General features: G+C 68.6%; 19 protein-coding genes and 1 CRISPR repeat array (1 of these 20 only partly in view). Of the genes, 4 read left to right on the top strand and 15 right to left on the bottom strand.

The genetic code is table 11. The annotated features are described in order from the left end of the window. Position 1 precedes the first annotated feature (1 nt). The 5 genes from ftsH to dacB all read right to left on the bottom strand — a co-directional run bounded on the left by ftsH (position 2) and on the right by dacB (position 6,847). On the bottom strand, positions 2–2,305 hold the full coding sequence (gene ftsH, locus H9634_RS07280) for an ATP-dependent zinc metalloprotease FtsH (RefSeq protein ID WP_191726025.1): 2,304 nt from the start codon (positions 2,303–2,305) through the stop codon (positions 2–4). Between the two features lie 165 nt (positions 2,306–2,470). Continuing rightward, positions 2,471–3,022 (bottom strand): hypoxanthine phosphoribosyltransferase, encoded by a 552-nt coding sequence (hpt, locus tag H9634_RS07275; RefSeq protein WP_102161284.1) that lies wholly within the window; start codon positions 3,020–3,022, stop codon positions 2,471–2,473. Positions 3,023–3,093: 71 nt separating this feature from the next. After that, complete coding sequence (gene tilS, locus H9634_RS07270; RefSeq protein WP_191726024.1) at positions 3,094–4,200, bottom strand: tRNA lysidine(34) synthetase TilS; 1,107 nt, start codon at positions 4,198–4,200, stop codon at positions 3,094–3,096. Beyond that, positions 4,197–5,408 (bottom strand): zinc-dependent metalloprotease, encoded by a 1,212-nt coding sequence (locus H9634_RS07265; RefSeq protein ID WP_191726023.1) that lies wholly within the window; start codon positions 5,406–5,408, stop codon positions 4,197–4,199. Before H9634_RS07265 ends, tilS begins: the two co-directional genes overlap by 4 nt. After that, positions 5,405–6,847 (bottom strand): D-alanyl-D-alanine carboxypeptidase/D-alanyl-D-alanine endopeptidase, encoded by a 1,443-nt coding sequence (dacB, locus tag H9634_RS07260; protein WP_318245035.1) that lies wholly within the window; start codon positions 6,845–6,847, stop codon positions 5,405–5,407. The genes H9634_RS07265 and dacB overlap by 4 nt, the downstream gene beginning before the upstream one ends. A gap of 160 nt (positions 6,848–7,007) precedes the next feature. Between dacB and H9634_RS07255 the strand changes: the two genes are divergently transcribed. Both H9634_RS07255 and H9634_RS07250 read left to right on the top strand, forming a co-directional pair. Beyond that, positions 7,008–7,496, top strand: coding sequence for an inorganic diphosphatase (locus tag H9634_RS07255; protein ID WP_191726021.1), 489 nt, complete (start codon positions 7,008–7,010; stop codon positions 7,494–7,496). A gap of 236 nt (positions 7,497–7,732) precedes the next feature. Then, the gene (locus tag H9634_RS07250) at positions 7,733–8,374 is read left to right on the top strand and encodes a VOC family protein (protein ID WP_175293140.1); all 642 of its coding nucleotides are present in this window, start codon (positions 7,733–7,735) and stop codon (positions 8,372–8,374) included. Between the two features lie 119 nt (positions 8,375–8,493). Here the strand turns inward: H9634_RS07250 and H9634_RS07245 are convergent, their stop codons facing one another. From H9634_RS07245 to H9634_RS07200, 10 genes are all read right to left on the bottom strand, one after another. After that, the gene (locus tag H9634_RS07245; protein ID WP_191726020.1) at positions 8,494–9,276 is read right to left on the bottom strand and encodes a CPBP family intramembrane glutamic endopeptidase; all 783 of its coding nucleotides are present in this window, start codon (positions 9,274–9,276) and stop codon (positions 8,494–8,496) included. Next, positions 9,273–12,968 (bottom strand): efflux RND transporter permease subunit, encoded by a 3,696-nt coding sequence (locus H9634_RS07240; protein WP_191726019.1) that lies wholly within the window; start codon positions 12,966–12,968, stop codon positions 9,273–9,275. The genes H9634_RS07245 and H9634_RS07240 overlap by 4 nt, the downstream gene beginning before the upstream one ends. A gap of 214 nt (positions 12,969–13,182) precedes the next feature. Next, positions 13,183–14,439: an MFS transporter gene (locus H9634_RS07235; protein WP_318245034.1), complete on the bottom strand. Its 1,257-nt coding sequence runs from the start codon at positions 14,437–14,439 to the stop codon at positions 13,183–13,185. Beyond that, on the bottom strand, positions 14,440–15,264 hold the full coding sequence (locus H9634_RS07230) for a nitroreductase family protein (RefSeq protein WP_225210685.1): 825 nt from the start codon (positions 15,262–15,264) through the stop codon (positions 14,440–14,442). Continuing rightward, a complete protein-coding gene (gene msrA / locus H9634_RS07225; protein ID WP_191726018.1) occupies positions 15,264–15,785 on the bottom strand; it encodes a peptide-methionine (S)-S-oxide reductase MsrA in 522 nt (173 codons plus the stop codon). The genes H9634_RS07230 and msrA overlap by 1 nt, the downstream gene beginning before the upstream one ends. A 180-nt stretch (positions 15,786–15,965) precedes the next feature. Further along, positions 15,966–16,142, bottom strand: a complete 177-nt coding sequence (locus H9634_RS07220; RefSeq protein WP_191726017.1) for a hypothetical protein — start codon at positions 16,140–16,142, stop codon at positions 15,966–15,968. 236 nt (positions 16,143–16,378) lie between these two features. Continuing rightward, the gene (locus H9634_RS07215) at positions 16,379–17,353 is read right to left on the bottom strand and encodes a hypothetical protein (protein WP_191726016.1); all 975 of its coding nucleotides are present in this window, start codon (positions 17,351–17,353) and stop codon (positions 16,379–16,381) included. A 58-nt stretch (positions 17,354–17,411) separates the two neighbouring features. Beyond that, on the bottom strand, positions 17,412–18,146 hold the full coding sequence (locus H9634_RS07210) for a peptide deformylase (RefSeq protein ID WP_191726015.1): 735 nt from the start codon (positions 18,144–18,146) through the stop codon (positions 17,412–17,414). Continuing rightward, positions 18,143–18,961 (bottom strand): HpcH/HpaI aldolase/citrate lyase family protein, encoded by an 819-nt coding sequence (locus tag H9634_RS07205; protein WP_191726014.1) that lies wholly within the window; start codon positions 18,959–18,961, stop codon positions 18,143–18,145. Before H9634_RS07205 ends, H9634_RS07210 begins: the two co-directional genes overlap by 4 nt. Next, positions 18,961–19,521 (bottom strand): MaoC family dehydratase, encoded by a 561-nt coding sequence (locus tag H9634_RS07200; protein ID WP_191726013.1) that lies wholly within the window; start codon positions 19,519–19,521, stop codon positions 18,961–18,963. The genes H9634_RS07205 and H9634_RS07200 overlap by 1 nt, the downstream gene beginning before the upstream one ends. Before the next feature lie 190 nt (positions 19,522–19,711). On the opposite strand from H9634_RS07200, the gene H9634_RS07195 reads away from it, so the two are divergent. Beyond that, positions 19,712–21,403: an AMP-binding protein gene (locus H9634_RS07195; RefSeq protein WP_318245033.1), complete on the top strand. Its 1,692-nt coding sequence runs from the start codon at positions 19,712–19,714 to the stop codon at positions 21,401–21,403. A gap of 104 nt (positions 21,404–21,507) precedes the next feature. Beyond that, the gene (locus tag H9634_RS07190; RefSeq protein WP_191726011.1) at positions 21,508–21,774 is read left to right on the top strand and encodes a hypothetical protein; all 267 of its coding nucleotides are present in this window, start codon (positions 21,508–21,510) and stop codon (positions 21,772–21,774) included. Positions 21,775–22,071: 297 nt separating this feature from the next. Further along, positions 22,072–23,981: a CRISPR direct-repeat array (repeat unit 28 nt; unit sequence GGCTCATCCCCGCGTGCGCGGGGAGCAT) (it continues 502 nt past the right edge of the window).

Raw genomic sequence — 23,981 nt, 5'->3', positions numbered from 1 at the left:
CTCAGCGCCCGTCCTGCCAGGGGCCCTGCGAGCCGGGCTGTCCGGGTTCACCCGGATGCGGCGGCTGGCCTGGCTGTCCCGGGGCGCCCGGCTGGCCGTCGTGCGGGGGCTGGCCCGGCTGACCGGGGTGCGGGGGCTGCGGCGGCTGGGCCGGTCCCGGCTGTCCCGGGGTGCCCGGCTGGCCGTCGTGCGGGGGCTGCGAGTGACCCGGCTGCGGGTAGCCCGGCTGGCCGTATCCCAGCTGCGGCGGCTGGCCGACGCCCGGCTGCTCGGGCTGTCCCGGCTGGCCGGCGGGCGCGCCGGGGGTACCGGGCACGCCGTGGTCGCTGGCATGCGAGCCGGTGTGGGTGCTCTCGTCGGTCTGGCGGCGCGGGGGCACCTCGATCGGCGGGCGGTCGGAGACCGGCCGGTCGTCGTGGGCGAGCCATACCTCTCGCTTGTCGCGCTTGCGCACCTCGGCGAAGATCTCCTGCAGCTGGTGCTGGTCGAGGGTCTCCTTGTCGAGCAGCTCATAGGCGAGCCGGTCGAGGACGTCGCGGTTGGCCGTCAGCGCCCAGTAGGCGTCGGCATGCGCATCGTCGATGAGGGTGCGGACTTCGGCGTCGATGGTCTGCATCGTGCGATCGGCGTAGACGTCGTCGTGACCGTAGCCCTTGCCGGCGAACGGCTCAGAGGACTCATCGCCGATCTTGACCATGCCGAGCTTCTCGCTCATGCCGTACTGGGTGACCATCTTGCGGGCGATCGAGGTCGCCTTCTCGATGTCGTTCGAGGCACCGGTGGTCGGGTCGTGGAACACGATCTCCTCAGCCACCCGGCCGCCCATCGCGTAGGCGAGCTGGTCGAGCAGCTCATTGCGGGTCGTCGAGTAGCGGTCCTCGCTCGGCAGCACCATCGTGTAGCCCAGCGCCCGGCCGCGCGGCAGGATCGTCACCTTCGTCACCGGATCGGTGTCGTTCATCGCCGCCGCCACGAGCGCGTGACCGCCCTCGTGGTAGGCGGTGACAAGCCGCTCCTTGTCGTTCATCAGGCGGGTGCGCTTCTGCGGGCCTGCGATGACCCGGTCGATGGCCTCGTCGATGATCTCCATATCGATGACGGTCTTCGACGAACGGGCGGTGAGCAGGGCTGCCTCATTCAGCACATTGGCCAGGTCGGCACCGGAGAAGCCCGGGGTGCGCTTGGCGACCATCGCGAGGTCGACATTCGGTGCCAGGGGCTTGTTGCGGGCGTGGACCTGCAGGATGTGCTGGCGGCCCTTCATATCCGGGGCCTCGACCTGGACCTGCCGGTCGAAGCGGCCCGGGCGCAGCAGCGCCGGATCGAGCACATCGGGGCGGTTGGTCGCGGCGATGAGGATGACATTGGTGGTGGCGTCGAAGCCGTCCATCTCGACAAGCAGCTGGTTGAGCGTCTGCTCGCGCTCATCGTGGCCGCCGCCCATGCCGGCGCCGCGCTGACGGCCGACGGCGTCGATCTCGTCGATGAAGATGATGCACGGTGAGTTGTTCTTCGCCTGCTCGAACAGGTCGCGCACACGCGAAGCGCCGACACCCACATACATTTCGACGAAGTCCGAACCGGAGATCGTGTAGAACGGCACTCCGGCCTCACCGGCCACGGCCTTGGCCAGCAGGGTCTTGCCGGTGCCGGGTGCGCCGTAGAGCAGCACGCCCTTGGGGATCTTCGCTCCGACGTCCTGGAACTTCTTCGGCTCGGCGAGGAACTCCTTGATCTCCTCAAGCTCCTCGAGCGCCTCATCGACGCCGGCGACGTCAGCGAAGGTGACGTCGGGGTGCTCCTTGTTGACGAGCTTGGCCTTCGACTTGCCGAAGTTCATGATCCCGCGCCCGGCACCTGACATCTGGGAGAGCAGGAACCAGAAGACGAGGAAGATGATGACGAACGGGATCAGGTTGATGAGCAGGCTGGTGAACCAGCCCTGCTTGGGCACCTCATCGGTGTAGCCCTTTTCGGGTGCGGCATCGTTGACGGCCTTGACGACGTCGTCGCCGCGGGGTTCGACATAGAAGAACTGGACGTTCTTGCCGTAGTTCTTGTCCTCGTGCTTGAAATCCTCGGTGAGCACGAGGTCGACGCGCTGGTCGTTGTCGATGATCTTGACCTGCTCGACCTTGTCATCGGCGAGCAGCTTGAGGCCCTGGTTGGTGTCGATGCGCTGGAACCCGCCGCCGCCGATGAGCATCGTGCCGATCGAGACGATGATGATCGCCAGCAGGATCCACACGAGCGGTCCGCGCGCCAGCTTCTTCATCGTCGGGCGGTTCTTCTTCGTTTCTGCCATTGATCCTTCCAGGACTCATATGTGCTCAGGGCTCAGGTGCGCCGGGATGCAGGGCCCGCTGAGGCGTGACCCCCTGAGGATACAAGAGCTCAGCCTAGTGGGATATTCCGGGAAGCAGCTGAAACACACCCGCACCTGCTCCGGCAGGCCGGCAGCCGTCTCGGCTCAGGCGTAGACGTGCGGTGCCAGGGTCGCGACGAAGGGCACGTTGCGGTACTTCTCGGCGTAGTCGAGGCCGTAGCCGATGACGAACTCGTTGGGCACATCGAAGCCGACGTAGCGGACGTCGATGTCGACCTTGAGGGCCTCGGGCTTGCGCAGCATCGTGCAGATCTCGACCGAGGCCGCCCCGCGCGAGCGCAGGTTCGCCAGCAGCCACGACAGGGTCAGGCCGGAGTCGATGATGTCCTCGACGATGAGCACATGCTGGTCCTTGAGGTCGGTGTCGAGGTCCTTGAGGATCCGCACGACACCGGAGGACTTGGTGCCCGAGCCGTAGGAGGAGACAGCCATCCAGTCCATCCGCAGCGGCGAGTGCAGCGCACGTGCGAGGTCGGCCATCACCATGACCGCGCCCTTGAGCACGCCGACGAGCAGAACGTCCTTGCCTTCGTAGTCGCGGTCGATGTCGGCTGCCAGCTCGACGAGCCGGTGCTTGATTTGTGCTTCGGTGACGAGAATCCGCTCGATGTCGGTGCCGAGGTCCTTTTCATCCACAGTGGGTCAGCTCCTTGTCCGCCGGCGACTCCTCGCCCTGCGCTGATGCCTGTTGCCGTTCGTGACCAACCCTAGCGCCTATCGGCAGCCGGTGGCGCATCGTTCTCACGGCGGCCGGCCGGCTGGAACCGCAGGCCCGCCGGGCCCCGTCCGCGCCCGGTTCGCACCACCTCGGCAGCGGCTGGGACCGAGACGGCTCCTCGCCTGCGGCCGGTGGCCAGCGCGTCCACGGCGGCGATGTGGGCGGCGGTGACTTCCTGGGCGCGGCCGGTGCACTCATGCAGCCAGGCGCGCACCACGCGGGTGCGGATCGCCCCGGGCAGATCGGCGAGGCTCGCATGCGTCTCCGTGCCCGAGGTGTGGGTGGCGGCGGCCTCGGCCGCCCAGTCGTCGAGGGCATCGGTGTCGGCGGCCAGCTGCCTGCCGGTGCGGGCGAGCGCGTCGGCGACACCGGGGCCGAGCGCAGCCTCGAGTGCAGGCAGCGCCTGCTGGCGGGCGCGCACCCTGGCGTAGGCCGGGTCGTCGTTCATCGGGTCGTGCCACACCGGCAGGTGCCGGGCCGCAGCCGAGGTGGTGGTCTGCGCACGGGTGATGTCCAGCAGCGGCCGCCACACCGGGCAGCCGGCGGCGGTGCTGACAGCCCGCATCCCGGCCAGGGAGCGGGCGCCGGAGCCGCGGGCCAGACCGAGGAGGACGGTTTCGGCCTGGTCATCGCGGGTGTGGGCGGTGAGCACGGCGGTGGCGCCGAGCTGACGACGGTGGTCGTCGAGTGCGGCGTAGCGGGTGGTGCGGGCGGCGGCTTCGAGGCCCTCTGGCCCGGCGGTGACCGGGTGGGTGAGGACGGCCGTCGGCAGGCCGCGGTCGGTGAGGTGATCGCGGACCTGGGCGCACACCTCGGCGGTGGCCGGCTGCAGCCGGTGGTCGACGGTCGCTGCCGTGATCTCGACCGTCCGGCCGGCGGCTGTCAGGCCGGCGGGCCGGGTGGTGAGGAAGGCGGCGGCATCGGCAAGCGCGAGGGAGTCGGCTCCCCCGGAGACGGCGATGATGAGCCGGACCGGAGCGGTGTCTGCGTCAGGTCTGGGGGCGGGCAGTGCGGCAACCGCGGTGTCAAGGAAGCCCTGCAGCGCATTCCGGATGGCGGCCGTGGCCGCATCGAGCCGCGGGCGCCTGCCGGTCACGCCTGCTCCGGCGGGTTCGGCTGGTCTGGCTGGTCTGGCTGGTCTGGCTGGTCTGGCCGGTCCGGCGCGTCGAGGACGCGGGCGATCCAGTCGGCGGGGTGTTCGATCTCATGCAGGCTCGGCAGGTTGCCGGGCGATTCCCACACGCGGTTGAGCCCGGCGTGGCCGCGCGTGCGCACGACGGCGCGGACGAACGCGGCACCGCGGGTGTACTGGGCGAGCTTCTCGTCGATGCCGAGCACCCGGTTGATGATCGCCTTGATGCCGGTGGCCGAGTGCCGGTGGATGTCGAAGGCTGCGCGGATGCGGCGCACACTGGGGATGACGCCGGGGCCGACGGCGTCCATGACGACATCGGCGTGGCCTTCGAGCAGGCTCATGAGCGCGGTGACCTCATCGAGCAGTTCGGCATGCCGGGGCCCGATGAGCGTATCGATGATGCTTGTGTCGTCCCTCAGGGCGCGGGCGAGCGCAGCGAGGGTCTCGACGAGCCCGGGATTCTCGATGCCGTCGGGCTGACGGGACGCACCGGGCAGGCTACCGGCGATGACAGGGGCGAGGAAGGCCTGCATTCGATCTTGCAGGTGCGCCTGCAGCCAGGGGGCGGCGGCGAACTGCACATGGTGGGTGCGTTCGTGCACGGCGACCCACAGCCGAAAGTCCCGGGCAGGGACGTCGAGTTCGCGTTCGACAGTGAGGATGTTCGGGGCTACGAGCAGCAGCCGGCCGTCTGCGGTGAAGGGGTCGAACTGGCCGAGCACCCGCGAACCGACGATCGCCAGAGCTGCGCCCATCTCCACCGAACTGGCCCACCTCTGGGTGCGGCTGGGATCGGCTGTCCCGGTGGCTGCTGCGGCAGCGGCGAGGACGCGGCCGAAGGACTGGGCGTTGGCCTCGACCCAGCTGAGCCGGTCGACGATGAGTGTGCGGCCTTCGGCCAGCCGGCGCCTGACCCGGGTGTCGGTCTCGGTGTCCATCCGCATGACGGTGAGCACGAGGTCGATGGCGGTCTCAGCGTCCTCGCGCAGCTCCTCGACCAGCGCTGCCGCATCTGCCGGTTCGGGCAGCCGGCCGGCACCGAGGAGCTCGGCTGCGGTCTGGCGGACCGCGTCAACGGAGACCCAGCCGAAGGCTGACGGCTCGCCGGCCGCCGGAGCGCGGGCTGCCGGTTCGCGGGCCGCCGGTTCGTGAGCGCCAGGGGTGGTCATGAGCAGCCGCATTCTGCGAGCAGGGTGACGGCTTCGTCGAAGACCTCGCGTCCGCGTCCGGCCGTGCCCGGGGTGAGGTCGTCGGCCATGAGGGAGAAGACGAGCAGCCGGCCGTCAGCGGTGAGCACGGTGCCGGCCAGGCTCGTGACGGTGCGCAGCGTGCCGGTCTTGGCGTTGACCCGCCCGGCGGCCGGTGTCGTCTCCGGGTCCTCGTAGCGTTCGGCCAGGGTGCCCGACAGCCCTCCGACGGGCATGCCGGGGATGAGCCGGGAGAGGTCGCCGTCGGAGGCGGCCGCGGCCTGGATGAGGGTGGTGAGGTCGTGGGCGGAGATCCGGTTGCCGTAGTTGAGCCCGGAGACGTCCTCCAAGGCGATCGACCCGGTATCGAGCCCAGCGCCGCGCAGCGTCTCGATGACCGCCAGCGGCGCCTCGGCACCGGAGCCGGGCTTGCCGGCGGCGAGCGCGACCTCCCGGCCGAGCACCTCGGCGGAGACATTGTCGCTGGCGAGCATCATGTTCTGCACGACCGCTGAGACCGGTGCGGACTCGACTTGGGCGAGCTGTTCGGCACCGTCGCCGGCCGCGGCGGGACCGCCCACCTCGGCGTCGATGCCGTGGGCGGCGAGCGCCTCGGCGAACTGGTCGACAGCCACCTGCACGGGGTCGGCGTGCCGGGGTGCCCCGCGCCGCAGATTCGTCCAGCCGGAATCGGTCATGAGCGGGCTGATGTTGGTGATGAAGCCGTGGCCGATGTCGTTCGGCTCCCAACCGTCGTTGTAGGTCGGGCCGGTGTAGCGCGAGACGTCGGCTGACAGCTGCACGGAGCTGATGCCGCGCTGCTTGAGCTGTTCGGCGGTCTCCTCGGCCAGGGTCGCCAGGCCGGCATGTCCCATCACCTGCATGGGATCGGACTCCCCAGGCCCGAGCAGCACGTCGCCGCCGCCGATCAGGTGCAGCTGGGCCGGCCCGCCGTCTGTGCTGGTGAGCGCTGCCGTGGTGGAGAACCGGGATTCGCCGCCGAGGCTCAGCAGCGCAGCCGCACCGGTGAGCACCTTCGTCACCGAGGCCGGGGTCTTCGCGCTGGCCTCCCCGCGGGTGTAGAGGACGTCATTCGTGGCGGCATCGCGGATGTCGATGCTGAGCTGGCCGGTCATCCGCTCGTCGTCGAACAGCTCATCGAGCCGGCTGGCCAGGTCTGCCGGCACCGGCGCCGAGGTGTCCAGCGGGCTGGCGAGCTGCTGCCGGCCGGCGTTCGCCTCGGGTTTGGGCACGGGGTCGATGTGGATCGGTTCGGTCACCGTCAGGATGCCGGGCACCCGGTCGTAGGCGTCAGCGACTCCGTATCCGGCCAGCAGCGCCAGCGCGGCTCCGGCTGCGAGGCCGCCGGTGAGCCGGCGACGGCTGCGGGCTGCGCGCCGGGTGGATCGGGTGTGGGCCACTGTCAGGTTCTTTCGCATTGCGGTCAGGGAGCGCGGCCTGTGGGGCGGTGCTGTGTGCCGGCAGCGCATTCACTATGCTAAGTGAGTTCGGTGCGATTGCCGAAGCGCCGCCGACCGCCCATCCGACCGATGTCACCTCAGAGTTGACCAAGGAGACGCAATGGAACTGCTCGCAACTGTCGAGATCCCCAAGGGGTCGCGCAACAAGTACGAAGTCGACCACGAGACCGGCCGGGTCAAGCTCGACCGCTACCTCTACACCTCGATGGAGTACCCGGCCGACTACGGCTACTTCGAGGACACCCTCGGTGAGGACGGCGACCCGCTCGATGTGCTTGTGCTGCTGACCGAGTCGGTGTTCCCCGGCTGCCAGGTCGATGTGCGCCCGATCGGCATGTTCAAGATGGAAGACGAGGCCGGCGGCGATGACAAGGTCCTCGGCGTGGTCGCAGGCGACCCGCGCTGGGACTCCTACACCGACATCGACGATGTCGACAAGTACACCCTCGATGCGATCGAGCACTTCTTCGTCCACTACAAGGACCTGGAGCCGGGCAAGTACGTCAAGGGCTCCTCGTGGGTCGGCCGCGCCGAAGCTGAGGCGGAGGTCGAGGCCTCGATCAAGCGCTTCCAGTCCGAAGGGCACTGACAGACAGAAGTGAGCCGGCTGCAGCGCTGAGACGCACCTGATTCCGGCGGCCTGTTCCACGAGGTGGACAGGCCGCCGGACACGTCTGCAGGCCCCAGTGGGCAGTCACGGTGCCGGTGCCACCTGGGGCTTCACCGCCTCGGGCCCGGTGAGCCGTGACGACGCATACCGCCACCGGCATACGACTTAGGTAAGGCTAAGGAGCACAGGTATTGCCAGTGTGGGATTCTTCACGTATGCATCTTGACCACGTCTCCTTCGCAAGCGAACCCGACGGCTACGAGAAGACCGCGGCCAGAATCGCCGAAAAGCTGGGCATCGAGGCCTACGACGGCGGCGTGCATCCGCGCTTCGGCACCCGCAACCTCATCTTCCCGCTCGCCGACGGGCACTATGTCGAGGTCGTCGAAGCCCTCGAACATCCCGCAGCACTGTCGACGCCGTTCGGTCAGGCTGTGCGCGCCCGCAGCGAACTCGGCGGCGGCTGGATGGGCTGGTGCGTGGCCGTCGATGACCTCGACCCGGTCGAGGAGCGCCTCGAGCGCAAGGCCGTGGACGGCAACCGCACGCCCGACACCGGTGTCGAGCTTTTGTGGAAGCAGATCGGCGTCAAGGGCCTCATCGCCGATCCGCAGCTGCCCTTCTTCATCCGCTGGGTCTCCTCGGCAGAGGAGCACCCGTCTGCTCGCGGCGCTGGCTGCGGGGTGTCGATCACCTCGCTCAAGATCGCCGGTGACCGTGACCGGCTGCGCGACTGGCTCGGCACCCAGGACAAGAAGCCGATCTCCGAGATCGGCATCGACTGGGACTCCCCGCACGGCACGCCCGGTCTCATGTCGGTGACCTTCGAGACCCCGAACGGCACCGTCACGATCTGATCAGCTGCGCCGGAGAGCGCACCGGCAGACAGGCGCCCGGTCGGCAGGGATCACCCTGCCGGCCGGGCGTCCGGCATTGCGCAGCGCCCTGCCGCCGGCCGCTCATGCTGTGCTCGCGGTCAGCCTCGCGGGTCGACCATAGCGAGCACCTCGGGAGCGAGGAACCCGATGATGTCGATGGCCGTGTGGGCTGCGACGAAGGGCATGACCCGGCGGGTGCGCAGATAGGCCGCGCCGAAGATGAGGCCCATGACGACGTTGCCGATGAAGGGGCCGATGCCCTGGTACAGGTGGTAGCTGCCGCGCATGAGCGCAAGCACGATGATGATGACCCACGGGCTCACCCGCAGCTTGGTCAGCCGGTCGAAGCCGTAGCCGAGCAGCAGCACCTCCTCGAGGATGCCGTTCTTGGCCGCCGACAGGATGAGCACCGGGATCGTCCACCAGTAGGCGCCGAGGTTGTTCGGCAGCACCTCGGCGGTGACCCCGGTCAGCCGCCCGGCGAAGTACACCCCGAGCGTGCCGACGCCGATGATGAGGAACAGCCCGAGCCCCCACGCCGCATCCCGGCCCGGGGCGCGGAAGTCCAAGCCCATGCGGGTGAGCGCCGGGCGCGTGTCGGCGGCGGGATCGAGGCTGCCTGTCTGCTTGTAGAGCACATCGCGGTTCATCAGCCAGATCGCCAGCAGCACCGGCACGAGCGCGAACCCGATGCCCATGAGCTGGTACGTCAGGTCGAACCACGGCCGCGGCGAGGCCTCGGTGTTGAGCTTCGCCTGCGCCTCAGCCAGCGGCCCCCGCGAGACGGTGTCGAGCAGGTTCACCACCGCATACGCCGCCGACTTTCCCAGTGACAGCGCAGCGACGATGAGCAGCTCGACGCCGAAGCGCGGACGGATCACTCCGGCTTCTCCCCCGCTCCCGAGGCGCCGGTCTCGCCGCTGCCCGAGGTGTCGTCCGTGCTCACTGAACCGTCCGTGCCCGAGGTGCGGGTCACCTCGGCGTCGGTCGTCGCAGACGCGGCTGGGGCATCGGCAGAGGCGTCGACCGGGGTGTCAGCTCGCGCCTCACCTGCTGCCTCGCCTGCCGCGGTGCTGCCTGCCGCGGTGCTGCCTGCCTTCTTCTGCTCGGCTTCGGCCTCAGCCTGGTCGATGACCTCGGCACGGGTCATGTCCTTGATGGTCCGGCGTTCGCTGCGGCGCTCCTTGACGCTTTCGAGCAGCAGGTACAGCACCGGCACGAGGATGAGGGTCAGCAGCGTCGAGCTCACCAGGCCGCCGATGACGACGATCGCCAGCGGCTTGGAGATGAGCATGCCCTCACCGGAGATCCCCAGCGCCATCGGCACGAGCGCGAAGATCGTCGCCGCAGCGGTCATGAGGATCGGCCGGTAGCGCAGCCGCGCGCCGTGGATGATCGCAGCCCGCAGCTCGACGCCGTGGCGGCGGAAGTGGTTGATGAGGTCGATGAGCACGATCGCGTTCGTCACCACGATGCCCACGAGCATGAGCAGGCCGACCATCGACGTCATGCCCAGAGGGGTGTCGGTCAGCAGCGACAGGCCGATCGAACCGGTCGCGGCGAATGGAATCGACACGAGCAGGATGAGCGGCTGCAGCAGCGACTTGAAGGTTGCGACGAGGATGACGAAGGTGATGAGGATCGCCGCCAGCAGCGCGAGTCCCATCTGCGTGAACGCCTCCTGCTGCTCGGCTGTGGCACCGCCGAAGTCGACGGTCACACCCTGCGGGGTGTCGACATCGGCAGCGGCCTTCTGCACCGCCTGGCTGGCCGCACCCAGGTCATTGCCGGCCGGGGTGATGGTCACCGTGACCGAGCGCTGGCCTTCCGTGTGGCGGATCTCAGCGGGCGTCTCGGTGCGGTTGACCTCGGCGATCTCTGAGAGCTTGACCGTCTCGGTCTCCGGTTCCGGCACGGGGGCTGGGTCCGGCGCGCCGGGCATCATGCCTGCGCCGGTGTCCTGGCCCATGTCACCGGCACCGTCCTGGCCGGCGCCTCCGGCACCAGCACCGCCGGCCGCCTGGGCCGCCACGGGGATCTCGAGGTCTTCGAGCTCGCCCACCGTCGAGACGTCGTCGGCGTGCAGCACGACGCGGTGGCCGAGGTTGTCGATGACGACGTTGCCGATCTGCTGGCCGTTCATCGCCCGCTGCACCACCTGACCGACTGTGGCCTCATCGAGGCCCTCTTCGGCGGCCTTCTTGCGGTCGATGTCGACTTCGAGGGTCGGCTGGGTGGCCTCCAGGTCGGTGGTCACCGACTGCACCTCATCGAGGTCGCGCACCGCATCGGCGATGTCCTCACTGGCGGTGGCGAGCTTGTCGTTGTCCGAGCCGGTGACCGAGACCTCGATGTCGCTGCTCATGCCGCCGCCCTCGCTCTGGATGGCGAGCTCGCCGGCGCCGTCGAGGTCCTCGAAGTCCTTCTCCAGCTTCGCCGACAGGTCCTTGATGCTCGTGCCGGGCTTGAGGTTGAGCAGGTGGGTGCCGGCCGCGGCGTCGCCGCCCATCGAGTTGTCGCCGATCGAGAGCTGGTAGGACTCGATCTCGTCGTACTTCTCGAACACGTCCTCGACGATCGCGGCCTGCTCGCCGGACTCCTCCAGTGAGCTGCCGGCTTCGAAGCTCTGCTCGACCTGCAGGAAGTCCTGCCCGGTGTCGGGGAACAGCTCGGTTTTCAGCTGCGGGATCATGAACACGGTCCCGGCGAGCACGAGCACCGCGATGATGAGCGTGATGACCGGGTGCTTCGTCGAGGCGGAGATGAACGGAACGTAGGTCTTCTGCAGCCGGGTCACCGGCGAGCGCAGCGCGGCGAGCTCGTCGACCTCGCTGCCGGGCTCGGTTCCGTTCGCCGTGCCCGAGGCGGTGGTCGCGGCGGTGCCACCGGCTGCGGTTGAGGCGGCTGCGGTGCCACCGGCTGCGGTTGAGGCGGATTCGCCGACGATCGGCAGTTCGCTTGTCGCACGCCTCCCGGCTGGGGCCTCGATGGAGACCGGGCGTTTGCGGGCGGCCCTGCGCTCGTCCTTCCACTGGCGCAGGTTGGCCTTGCGGTCGGCGCGGATCTGCTGCTTCTGCGCGCGGGTGAGCTTGACGCGGGTTTCGCGGGCGCGCAGGAACCAGTAGGCGAGCACCGGCACGATGGTGAGTGCCACCAGCAGCGAGGAGGCCAGCGCGATCGCTGCGGTCAGGGCGAAGGGCCGGAACATCTCACCGGTCTGACCGGAGACGAAGATCATCGGCACGAACACGGCCATCGTCGTCAGGGTCGAGGCGGTGATGGCGCCGGCGACCTCGGAGACGGCTCCCATGATCGAGGTGAACTTCGTCCCGCCCTGGGCGTGGCGTCTGCGGATCGCCTCGATGACGACGATCGAGTCGTCGACGACACGGCCGATCGAGATCGTCAGCGCGGCCAGGGTGAGCATGTTGAGGCTGTAGCCGGTCAGCCACAGGCTTAAGAGGGTGACGAGCAGTGAGAGCGGAATCGAGATCGCGGTGATGATCGTCGCGCGCACCGAGAGCAGGAACACGAGGATGACGATGACGGCGAAGATGAGGCCGAAGATGCCCTCGTTGACGAGGTCGTCGATCGACTGCTTGATGAACGGCGCCTGGTCGAAGACGGTGTGGAACTCGACGTTCTCGCTCATCCGCTCCTTGAGCTGCGGCAGCTTCTCCGCCACGGCATCGGAGATCTCGACGATGTTGCCATCAGGCTTCTTCATCACCGTCAGCGACAGCGCCGGTTCGCCGTTGGTGCGCGAGATCGACTGGGAGTCGGCCTCCCGCAGCTCGACTGTCGCAACGTCCTTGAGCAGCACCGGCTCGTCCTTGCCGGGCAGTGCGAGGTTGGCGATCTCATCGACGCTGGTGAGCCGGGCGCCGACGGACACCGGGGTGGTCTTGCCCTCATCGACGAGGTCGCCTGCCGAGGTGGGGATGCCGTTGGCCTGCAGGATGCCGGCGAGTGCGTCGGGGCTCAAGCCCTCGTCTTCGAGTTTGTCCTCATCGGCTTCGATCGAGACTTCCTTGACCGGTGCGCCGGTGACGTCGACGGCGCGCACGCCGTCGATGCGCTTGAGCTCAGGCACGGCGACGTCGTCGAGCTCCTGGGCGAGCGCCTCGGGGTCATCGGAGCCGGTGACGGTGAGCATCGCGATCGGGATGTCGGCGGTCGAGGCGGAGAACACCTCGGGCTCGGAGCCGTCGGGCAGCTGCGGCTGGGCCTGCGAGACGGCGCGCTGGAGCTGCCGGACGATCTCATCAGACGAGGTGCCGTACTTCGTCTCGACGATGACCTGGGAGGACCCGGCCATCGAGACCGAGGAGACCTTCTCCACCTCGGCGACGTTGTTCAGCGCGGCTTCGAGGGGCTCGGTGACCTCCTTCTCGACCGCCTCGGGGCTGGCACCGTCGTAGGAGGTGGTGACGAAGGCCTGCGGCATCTGCAGGTCGGGGAAGAGCTCTTTCTTCATCTGGGCGGTGGCGATGAGGCCGAACCCGATCGCGATGACGGAGATGAGCGCGATGAGCGCCCGGTTGCGCAGACTCACACGGGTGAGCAGGTTCATATGTGTCCTTCACATGTGGACGTTGGAGTTCGGCTGCCTGAGGGCCGGCCTCCAGCGGCGGCGACTGTTGTCTTCAGCCTAGGGACAGCTTGCCACAGCGGCACTGCGGGTGTCCGGCCGGGTGGGTCGGGTTTTCCCCACCTGACCACCCCAGGTTAGTTACTGCACTAGTAAACCATTCAACCGAAGATTCTGCCAGCTGGCCGTCCGTCGCTCACCGGGCCGGCGCCTCGGCGGCGGGCAGGGTCTCCCGGCCGGGAGCCCACGCGAGGGCTGCGAGCAGTGCGAGCACTCCGGTCAGCGCGAAGGCCAGGGCGTAGCCGCTGGCGTCGACGAGCATGCCGGCCAGGATCGGGCCGAGGATGGCGCCGGCGTCCATCGCCATCTGGTAGCGGGAGAACACGGTGCCGGACTTGCGGGTCGAGCCGACGATGTCGGACAGCGCGGCCTGCTGAGCGGGGTTGAGCAGCCCTGCACCGATGCCGGCGATGACGGAGAGGGCGTAGAACACCCACACCGACGGGCTGAGGCCGAGCACGATCGTGGCCGCGCCCATGATGATGAGGCCGGTGACGATGAAGGGCTTGCGGCCGTGGAAGTCGGAGTAGCGGCTGACGACGCGCACGGCGGCGAAGTTGCCCAGGGCGAAGAACGTCAGTGCCAGCCCGGCGGTCTTGGGTCCGGCGCTGAGCACGTGGAGGGCGAAGAGCGGGTAGAGGGCCACGCGGATGCCCATCGACGCCCAGCCGTGGACGAATCCGGACAGCAGTGCTGCCCGGTAGGCGGAGTCGCGCCAGGCTTCGCGGAAGCCCATCCGCGAGGTGTCCGGTGCCTCCGCGCCCGAGGCGGTGCTCGCCTCGTCGCGGTGCGCGCTGGTGGCCAGCGCGTCGATGCGGGTGGCATCAAGGCGCAGCCACACGATCGCGGCGGCGATGACGAGGGCGACGGCGTAGACGATGAACGGCACGCGCATTCCCCACCCGGCCATGAGCCCGCCGACGACGGGGCCTGCGATGTTGCCGACGAGGAACGCGGTGGCGTAGGCGCTGGTCGCCCGGGCACGCTGGCGGACCGGGGCGATGCGGACGATGAGGGCCATCGCCGAGACGGTGAACATCGTCGAGCCGAGCCCGCCGAGGCCGCGGAAGATCAGCAGCTGCCAGTAGTTCTGGGCCAGGGCGACGGCGAAGGTGGAGGCGGCGACGATGAGCAGGCCGGTGATGTAGACCCGGCGCTCGCCCAGTGCGTTGACGAGGCTGCCGCCGGCAGGAGCGAAGACGAACCGGAAGAATGCGAATGAGCTCACGACGATGGTCGCGGCGGTCACGCCGAGGTCGAAGCTCTCGGCGAACTGCGGCAGCACCGGGGCGATGATGCCGTAGCCGATCGCGACGGTGAAGGCCGCAGCAACGAGGACGGTGATCTCCCCGGGCAGCGGCTGCCGGGAGGTGGCGGGTGCGGGGTGGCTCACTTACCGCCGGTCCTTCTTCTTGGCCTTCTTCTTCGCCTTCTGGGCAGCCTTCTTCGCCTGCTCTTCGGCCTTCTTGGCGGCCTTCTTGTCGGACTTCTTGGCTTTCGTGGACTCGGCAGTCTTCTTCGCGGCCGTCGTGGCCGCCTTCTCTTCGGTGTGCTGATCGGCGCGCTGACCGATGCGCTCCCCTGCTGGGTCGTCAGCGTCGGTGCTCTCCGCGGTCACCGCCTCGGGTGCGGGCAGGGTGGAGAGGAACTGGCTGGGATCCTTCGGCGGGCGACGGGACGTCTCCAGGCGCTTGCGGAAGGCGGGGTCGATGTCGCCGACGTAGAGCCAGCCCATGAGCAGCTCGTTCTCGTCCAGCCCGTGCAGGGCGCGCACGGCCGGGGCGTTGGCGTCGAGTCCGGTGCGCCACATCACACCCCACCCGGCCTGCCAGAGGGCGAGTTCGAGTAGGTGGGCGGCGCCGGCGGCGGTGGCGTGTTGCTCCCATTCGGGAACCTTCGGGTGCTCGGTCGGTGAGGCGATGACGGCGATGAGCAGCTCGGCGCGCAGCGGTTTGGGGTTCGGTTTGTCACCGGGTTCGCGTCCGGCGGCTGCGTCGAGGGCCGCACCGAGCCGAAGGCGGTCGTCGCCGCGGATCGTCAGCAGTCGCCACGGTTTGAGCGCCTTGTGATCGGCGACCGGGGTGACGGCGTCGAGGAGGGCGAGGAGTTCGTTGTCGCTCGGGGTCTGCGGGCCGACCTTCGAGATCGAGCGGCGGGCGGCCATCGCGGCCAGCACGGGGTCGTCGAAGCGGGCGGCGGCAGGCTGCGGGTGGCTCATCACTGCATCCATTCTGCGTAGGCGCGCCGGGCGGCGGCGAGCTTGGGGTCGACGATGAACATGCAGTATCCGTTGAACCGGTTGCGCTGGTAGAAGTCCTGGTGGATGTCCTCGGCGATGTGGAAGTCGGCCAGCGGCTCGAGGGAGGTGACGATCGGTTCCGCGTAGAGCTCCTGGGCGTCTTCGATGGCGGCGGCGAAGCGCTGCCGTTCGTCCTCGCTGCGGTAGAACATCGCCGAGCGGTACTGGGTGCCGACGTCGTTGCCCTGCCGGTTGAGGCTCGTCGGGTCATGGGAGGTGAAGAACATCGAGAGGATGACGTCGTCGCTGATGACGTTCTCGTCGAAGGTCACCTGCAGGGCTTCGGCATGGCCGGTGGTGCCCGAGCACACGGAGTAGTAGTCCGGGTCGGGGGTGTGACCGCCGGTGTAGCCGCTGATGACGGAGTCGACGCCGCGGGTCTGCCGGTAGATGGCCTCCAAGCACCAGAAGCACCCTGCGGCCAGGGTCAAAGTCTGCATACTGCCAGCAACCATCATCCCCAGCGGGATATTCCGGCAACGCGCAGGCGTACTCGCCCACGATGAATGAGCCGTCGGCGTGCATCTGATCTGGGGTTGTCGATCAGCGCCTGATCGTCGCGTGAGGCAAGCTCGAGATGGTGCGGAGGCGGCAAGCTGAGACTCCGCGCTTCGGTGCTGTCATTCTTCTTCTCGGAGACGGCGACGGATCGCTGCGCCTGAGATGATCGCCCCACCGGCATTGAGGATGATGGACAGTGCAGCGAGGTCAGAGCTGATCGAGCCGGAGCCGATGAGTGCGCACGTGCCGAGGAATCCTGCAATGCAGACTATGAGTGCGAAGATGTCGAATCGCATGGTGGCTCGTCTCCTTCTCGTTGTGATTCCGCCGGTGACTCGCCGGAGCCCGTATCGGCTCCTGCACATCATCAGCGTGGACGAATGCGTGAGGTTCCGGACTGAACGACCCCTGCTGCCGCCGCCCGCGCGCAACAGCAGGACAGATGACGGAAGTGATTCTCCTCGTGCGGGACTGTACATGAGCCCGCGGGCGGGGGTGCGGATGCCCTGCGCTTTGACAGCGCTGAGGCGGCTCACGGCTCCAACGGCATCCGGTCGGCGTCGGAGACGATCTCGAACTCGCCGGCGCGCGGCCAGTTGCGCAGCACGAACAGTGCCTCGCGGGCCTCCCAGTCGGCGTCACCGTCGTCATCACAGTCCTCGGCGTCGCCGTCATCGATCATCCCGAAGGCCTCGCCGTCTGCCTCGGCGGAGAGGTCCGGGTAGATGTCGAAGTCCTCGGTCAGGTCGATGCTCGCGATCCGGCCGTCGGCGGTCTCGATGCTGAGGTACAGGTCAGTGCCGTCCGGGGCGACGATGTGCCCGCGCACCGGGTAGGTCTGGCGGGAGGGCACGACGTGCTCGGCGTCGGCGGGCACCTGCACGGTGATGGTGCTGACGTGCCACTCACCAGGCTCGTCGCTGCCGGCCTCATGGTCGCGCGCGACCCAGAACTCGGCTGCAGCGAGCTGGTCGCGCAGCACCTGGGCGGTGTGCGCGTCGAGGGCGTGGTTGTCGTCCAGCAGTGCAAGAACGGACTCGAGGATATGGGCCGGCAGCACGATCTTCTGCTCGGCGGCGTCATCCCAGTCCTCGTCGGCTCCGCGCGAGATCATGTCATCGAGTGCGAGGAGGGCCACGTGGGCCAGGGTCGTCGCGCCGATGGAGACCGCGGCGCTGACGAGCGGCGGATTCTTCACGCCCCAGCTGCCCAGTTTGTCATCGGCCCACCGGTTGAAGCGGGTGAGCAGCGGCCAGCCCGCATACGTCAGCGCAGCGCTGCCGATCCCGACCGCGGCATTGACCGCGTTCTCCTTCTTCGGATCCAGCGGCGTGCTGACGCCGGTGTAGGATTCCGCGCCCGAGGCGGCAGACAGCACACCGGTGGCGCCGGCGTAGACGAGACGGGCGGTCTGCTGGTGCTTCTTCGGCACCCACCACGGGCGGAAGGCGGACAGTGCAGCGAAGCCGAGGTCGACAGAGGCGGCTACAAAGGGATTCAGACGCATGGTGTGCTCCTTGGGCTGGGGTCGCGGGACCAGAAGGTCGGGGGCAGGGAATCGGGGGTCACAGGATCGGGGAATCGGGCAGGTCGAAGCCGAGCGCGCGGGCGGCCTCGGCGGCGCTGGGCTGGCTCCACCACCGCGCCACCTGGGCTGAGGTGGCCAGCGATCGCATCTCGGCCAGGTCGGTGTAGAGCACCCCGTCGAGGTGGTCGGTCTCATGGGCGACGATGCGCGCCTCCCAGCCGGTGATCTCGCGTTCGATGCTGCCGCCGCCGAGGTGGTGGCCGGTGAGTGCGATCGTGCGCGGGCGGGCGACGACGGCCTGGTAGCCGGAAATCGACAGGCAGCCCTCATAGAAGGCCACCTGCTCGTCACCGACGGCCCGGTAACGGGAGTTGACGATCGCTGCGAACGGCGTCGGTGTGCGCTCGCGGATGCGGGCGACCTCGCCGAGCACCGGCGCCGGGTCTTCGATGACGAACATCCGCAGACTGATGCCGACCTGCGGGGCGGCGAGCCCGACACCGGGTGCCGCCTGCATCGTGGCGCGCATCGCTGCGGCGAGCTCCTGCAGGGTCGCGTCGTCGACCTGCCCGTCGACCTCCTCGGTCGGCTGGCGCAGCACCGGGTGCCCGGCTTCAACGATCGGGATGATCCCGTCGTTGTCGGCTGCTGCGGCCAGCGCGGCCTCAACCTGTTCGGCGACGGTGGTCGGCTCAACGCGGCTGGTAGGCTCGGCGCGGTAGGTCGGTTCGAAGTCCGTGGTCGGCGCGGCGCGGGTCGTCCGTGCGGTCATCGGGCGCGGGCCACGATCGTCTGGGCGTGCTTGAGCAGCGGGGCGTCGATCATCTTGCCCTCGTAGCTGAAGGCACCCGAGGAGGTCTCAGCGAGTGCGAGCACCTCACTCGCCCAGGTCAGCTGCTCGTCCGTCGGGGCGAACGCCTCACGCACGACGGCGATGTGCTTGGGATGGATCGAGACCTTCCCGTCGAAACCGGATTCGACGGCATCCTCGGTCTCAACAGCGAGGCCGTCGAGATCGTCGATGGCCGCCCAGATCGAATCGAGGGCGCGCTTGCCGTGGGCCTTCGCCGCCAACAGCGTCAGCGAGCGCACGGTGCGGCAGACGTCCCGGTACGTGCCATCGGCTTTGCGGGAGGACCCGCCGCCCAGGTCGGCGGTCAGGTCTTCGGCGCCCCACATGAGGGCTGTGACGTTCTCTGCGGCGGCGACCTCTGCGGCGCTGATGCCGCCCTTGGCCGTCTCGATGAGGGCGATGACCTCATACTCAGCCAGCGCCTCGGGCCCGGCAGCGCCCTCTGCCTTGGGCAGCATGACGTGGGTGAACGGCAGACCGGCGAGCAGCTCGAGGTCAGCGGCGAAGTGCTCGGTGTCCGGGGCGTTGACCCGGATGACGGTGCGGGCCGGATCGAGGGCATCGTCGCCAGCTGTGTGCTCAGCCAGCGCCTTCCGGGCAGCGGCCTTGTCCGCCTCGGCGACGGCGTCTTCGAGGTCGACGATGACGATATCGGAGCGGTCAGCGGCCTTGCGGTATCGGTCCGGGCGATCGGCCGGGACGAACAGCCAGGCGGGAGCGAACGCGAAGGACATCACGCCTCCTTGCCTGCGGTGGCGTGATCGGAGGTGAAGACCATCGTCTTGCGCACCGCCTTGGCGACGATGTCGCCGTGCTGGTTGCGGCCGATGTGCTCCAGGCTCACGATGCCCTGGCCGGGGCGGGAGTTCGACAGGCGCTTGTCGACGATCTTCGTCTCCGCGTACAGGGTGTCGCCGTGGAACAGCGGCTTGGGGAAGGCGACCTCGGAGAAGCCGAGGTTGCCGACGATCGTGCCCTGGGTCAGCTGCGAGACCGAGAGCCCGACGAGGGTGGCCAGCGTGAACATCGAGTTCACCAGGCGCTGTCCGAACGGCTCGGTCTCAGCGAAGGCGGCATCGAGGTGGAGTGCCTGGGTGTTCATCGTCACGGCGGTGAACCAGGTGTTGTCGGCCTCGGTGATGGTGCGGCCGGGGGCGTGCTTGTACACCGCACCGATCTCGAACTCCTCGAACCACAGTCCACGCTGCTGGATGACGTGGGTGGGCTCGGCAGCGTCCGGCTGGGCGGCATCGGCGGCGCCGTTCTGCTGGGGCGAAGGCGTGTTCTCAGTCATGGCTCAAGCGTACAAGCCGGAGGTGACACAGGGCACTCGGGCAGCTCTCATGCTCAGGCTTCTGCGCCCCCTGTCAGCGGGCTGCAGCCGAGCTCGGGACCCGGCATGCACGGCGGCGACACCGCCGTTTATGATGGGCACCACATCCGGTGACGGCAGTCACACCACGATCTCGATGAGGAGCCATCACGTGAGCGCACAACGAGAACTCTCCTACACCTCGGGCACGTCGTCCCAGCCGCTGCTCGGTGACACGATCGGCGCGAACTTCAAGAAGAGCGTCGCCCGGTTCCCTGACCGCGAGGCGCTCATCGACGCCCCGACCGGGCGGCGCTGGACCTATGCCGAGCTCGATGCCGACACCGACGCGCTGGCGATGGCGCTCATCGACCGCGGGATCTCCAAGGGCGACCGGGTCGGGATCTGGGCGCAGAACCTGCCGGAGTGGACGATCGTGCAGTACGCGACCGCGAAGATCGGCGCGATCCTGGTCAACATCAACCCCGCCTACCGGGCCCACGAGCTCGAATACGTCATCAACCAGTCCGGCACGACGCTGCTCATCTCGCAGATGGCCGCCCTGCACTCGGACTTCGTGGCACTGGCCCGCGAGGTGGCCGGTGCGGTGGCGAACCTGCGGCTGGTCTTCATCGACACCGCCGCCGAGGCGGTCGTCACCTCCCCTGCCGGCGGCCTGGATGAGTCGGAGTCGTTCGGTCACCTCCTCGCCCGCGGCCGGGAGCTCATGGACCGCCCGGCGGTCAAGGCCGACATCCGGCTCGCAACGCTGGCAGCCGAGCTGGGAGCCGACGAGCCGATCAACATCCAGTACACCTCGGGAACCACCGGCTTCCCCAAAGGCGTGACCCTAAGCCACCACAACATCCTCAACAACGGCTACTTCATCGGCGAGCTGCTCAGCTACACCGAAGAGGACATCGTGTGCCTGCCGGTGCCGTTCTTCCACTGCTTCGGGATGGTCATCGGCAACCTCGACATCTACTCCCACGGGGCGTGCGCGGTCATCCCGTCCCCCGGCTTCGACCCGCAGGCGACCCTGCAGGCGGTCGCCGATGAGAAGGCCACCTCCCTGTACGGGGTGCCGACGATGTTCATCGCCGAACTGGAGCTTGCGAACTTCGCCGACTTCGATCTCTCGTCGCTGCGCACCGGCGTCATGGCCGGCTCGACCTGCCCGGTCGAGGTGATGAAGCGGGTCATCAGCGACATGCACATGTCCGAGGTGGCGATCTGCTACGGCATGACCGAGACCGCGCCGGTGTCGACGATGACCCGCACCGACGACAGCCTGGAGCGCCGCACCGAGACCGTCGGCCGGGTGATGCCGCACACCGAGGTCAAGGTCGTCGACCCGGTCACCGGGCTGACGGTGCCGCGCGGTGAGAAGGGCGAGCTGTGCACGCGCGGCTACTGCGTCATGCTCGGGTACTGGAAGGAACCGGACAAGACCGCCGAGGCGATCGACGCCGCCCGCTGGATGCACACCGGGGACCTGGCGATCATGGACGACGACGGGTACCTCAACATCACCGGCCGGATCAAGGACATGGTGATCCGCGGTGGCGAGAACATCTACCCGCGTGAGATCGAGGAGTTCCTCTATCAGCATCCGGCGATCCGCGATGTGCAGGTGGTTGGGGTCTCCGATGAGAAGTACGGCGAGGAGCTCATGGCCTGGGTGATCCTGCGCGACGGTGCTCAGGAGCTGACGATCGAGGGGCTGCGCGAGTTCTGCTCCGGCCAGCTGGCGCATTACAAGATCCCGCGCTACCTGCAGATCACCGACGAGTTCCCGATGACCGTCTCCGGCAAGATCCGCAAGGTCGAGCTGCGGGCGAAGGCTGAGGAGCTGGTGAAGTAGTAGGGTGGGCGTGCGCCGAGCGACCGAAAGCGGAGCGCGGCGCAGATGGGCTGGCTCCCCGGCTTTACCCCGATCACGAACCCGTGCGTCAGCGAAGGAGAAGCATGATCAGAGCGATCTCAGTCACCCTCTTAGCGCTGGGCGCTCTCGGTTTCCACTTCGCCGGGAACGCAACGGCCGCCATGCTCACAGCGCTCGCGGCGCTGGCGGCGGCCTTTGCCTTCAGCAGGCCGATCCTGGGCAACCCTGCCGGCGTTTCGAAGCTCCCTGAAGGCGTCACGCCGGAGGACATCAAGAACTACCGCTCGGAGCATCCCGGGACCTCGGTCTCCGAGGCGATTCGGGTCTGCGCCAGACAGCAGCGTGGATGAGCAGGCTGTTGATTCCGAACCTGGAGTAGGCCAGTGTGCAGTCGGCTCTACCCCTCTTCATAACGGCATTGTCTGCGTTGCTGGAGGAGCGAAGCCAACAGCAGGAAGCTTCCTAGATCGCTCCTCGAGAACAATCCTCTCCCTGCCGCACGCCCGGGCCCATCGCTTGTACACTGAGACCTGTGTCACTGCGCTCTGGCTGCACCGGAGATGAGCCGTTTGTCGCTCAGAACCCGAAACGCTCCCTGCGTGCGCGGGGAGCATCAGGTCAGGCAGTCGGGGTGTTCGTATTCGGCGGGCTCATCCCCGCGTGCGCGGGGAGCATGCGGCGTTTCGCTTCGTCTTCGCGACGTTTGCGGGCTCATCCCCGCGTGCGCGGGGAGCATCGGCCATGATGCGGTACTCACACGCCAGGTACGAGGCTCATCCCCGCGTGCGCGGGGAGCATGAGTTCGATCTGTACCGTCGTGAGGCGGAACGGGGCTCATCCCCGCGTGCGCGGGGAGCATTGGGCCGCGACAGGTGAGCGCGCCCTCCGCACGGGCTCATCCCCGCGTGCGCGGGGAGCATCCAATGAAGCGGGGTCGGGCTTCGCCACAGCCGGGCTCATCCCCGCGTGCGCGGGGAGCATCTCCCATCGCTGCCTCCTCCACAACCCTCACCCGGCTCATCCCCGCGTGCGCGGGGAGCATGACTGCCGTATATGACCAGTGGCTGACGGCTTAGGCTCATCCCCGCGTGCGCGGGGAGCATTCTACTTGTGGGCTCTGGTCTACGCGTCGGGGGGCTCATCCCCGCGTGCGCGGGGAGCATATGAGCGAGGGCCCGGAGTATGACGATCTGGAGGGCTCATCCCCGCGTGCGCGGGGAGCATGGCGCCTGGACTGGTCACACGTTGCGGCACCGCGGCTCATCCCCGCGTGCGCGGGGAGCATAAGTTCATCGCCGACTTCCTGCTCACCGGCCGGTGGCTCATCCCCGCGTGCGCGGGGAGCATATGGTCGATGACAAGGCCGCCGCGGTTGATGCAGGCTCATCCCCGCGTGCGCGGGGAGCATCCCAGCGCCGGGCGCACCCGCAACCGGGCCTGGGGCTCATCCCCGCGTGCGCGGGGAGCATGGCGGTGTTCTTGTCCGCCCCGCGAGGTCCTTGGGCTCATCCCCGCGTGCGCGGGGAGCATCCGGCCCTCGCGCACGGCGTGAACATCCGAGGGGGCTCATCCCCGCGTGCGCGGGGAGCATGTTACGCAGAATCCGGTCACCATCCACCGCGCCGGGCTCATCCCCGCGTGCGCGGGGAGCATGCATCGAATCCGGGGTTCAACGCGCCGAAACTCGGCTCATCCCCGCGTGCGCGGGGAGCATCACACCCCGGCAACAACCTCACAGAAACCAGTGGGCTCATCCCCGCGTGCGCGGGGAGCATGGCTTGTTGACATACGTGATGCCGTTGACCAACGGCTCATCCCCGCGTGCGCGGGGAGCATGTGGGTGCCCGCTGGAGGGGAACTTATGGCACGGGCTCATCCCCGCGTGCGCGGGGAGCATGTGAAGCTGCGGCTGCGGCTGCCCGCTGAGGTGGGCTCATCCCCGCGTGCGCGGGGAGCATCTGGTGCCGTCTCATCGGTCATCGTTGAGACCGGGCTCATCCCCGCGTGCGCGGGGAGCATCGGGCGGGGCGGGCCGTATCGAGGCCCTGGGAGGGCTCATCCCCGCGTGCGCGGGGAGCATGCCTCGGTCGGCCGCGTAGTCGACGGGGAGGGGGGGGGCTCATCCCCGCGTGCGCGGGGAGCATCACGCCTACCAGCGGCACATCGAGGCCGGGCTGGGCTCATCCCCGCGTGCGCGGGGAGCATAAGCACCGGGCGCTTCCGTTGGAGTCCCAGCGCGGCTCATCCCCGCGTGCGCGGGGAGCATTTCACTGAGGCAGGACGCCGCGCCGGGGACTACGGCTCATCCCCGCGTGCGCGGGGAGCATACGATGGGGCCGAAAGTGGAGTCTCTCGCAGGCGGCTCATCCCCGCGTGCGCGGGGAGCATGGGCCAGCAGATCGCTGAGGTCGGTTCCTACGGGGCTCATCCCCGCGTGCGCGGGGAGCATGTCTGGTCTTGTGTTCATGTTGTCTCCTCGTGGGGCTCATCCCCGCGTGCGCGGGGAGCATGGCACCGTTTCTCGCGAGCCTCTGACGGCGTGGGGCTCATCCCCGCG

Origin of the sequence: Brevibacterium gallinarum, assembly GCF_014836885.1 — a bacterium.
Taxonomy (GTDB): domain Bacteria; phylum Actinomycetota; class Actinomycetes; order Actinomycetales; family Brevibacteriaceae; genus Brevibacterium; species Brevibacterium gallinarum.
This window is presented reverse-complemented; position numbering and strand designations above follow the sequence as displayed.

What these genes read in the sequence shown, in the direction of transcription:
- msrA (WP_191726018.1), bottom strand. Translation starts at nt 15,785, where the DNA reads ATGCAGACTTTGACCCTGGCCGCAGGGTGCTTCTGGTGCTTGGAGGCC.
- H9634_RS07230 (WP_225210685.1), bottom strand. Translation starts at nt 15,264, where the DNA reads ATGAGCCACCCGCAGCCTGCCGCCGCCCGCTTCGACGACCCCGTGCTG.
- H9634_RS07220 (WP_191726017.1), bottom strand. Translation starts at nt 16,142, where the DNA reads ATGCGATTCGACATCTTCGCACTCATAGTCTGCATTGCAGGATTCCTC.
- H9634_RS07200 (WP_191726013.1), bottom strand. Translation starts at nt 19,521, where the DNA reads ATGACTGAGAACACGCCTTCGCCCCAGCAGAACGGCGCCGCCGATGCC.
- H9634_RS07210 (WP_191726015.1), bottom strand. Translation starts at nt 18,146, where the DNA reads ATGACCGCACGGACGACCCGCGCCGCGCCGACCACGGACTTCGAACCG.
- H9634_RS07205 (WP_191726014.1), bottom strand. Translation starts at nt 18,961, where the DNA reads ATGTCCTTCGCGTTCGCTCCCGCCTGGCTGTTCGTCCCGGCCGATCGC.
- H9634_RS07250 (WP_175293140.1), top strand. Translation starts at nt 7,733, where the DNA reads ATGCATCTTGACCACGTCTCCTTCGCAAGCGAACCCGACGGCTACGAG.
- ftsH (WP_191726025.1), bottom strand. Translation starts at nt 2,305, where the DNA reads ATGGCAGAAACGAAGAAGAACCGCCCGACGATGAAGAAGCTGGCGCGC.
- H9634_RS07190 (WP_191726011.1), top strand. Translation starts at nt 21,508, where the DNA reads ATGATCAGAGCGATCTCAGTCACCCTCTTAGCGCTGGGCGCTCTCGGT.
- H9634_RS07255 (WP_191726021.1), top strand. Translation starts at nt 7,008, where the DNA reads ATGGAACTGCTCGCAACTGTCGAGATCCCCAAGGGGTCGCGCAACAAG.
- H9634_RS07240 (WP_191726019.1), bottom strand. Translation starts at nt 12,968, where the DNA reads ATGAACCTGCTCACCCGTGTGAGTCTGCGCAACCGGGCGCTCATCGCG.
- H9634_RS07215 (WP_191726016.1), bottom strand. Translation starts at nt 17,353, where the DNA reads ATGCGTCTGAATCCCTTTGTAGCCGCCTCTGTCGACCTCGGCTTCGCT.
- H9634_RS07265 (WP_191726023.1), bottom strand. Translation starts at nt 5,408, where the DNA reads ATGACCACCCCTGGCGCTCACGAACCGGCGGCCCGCGAACCGGCAGCC.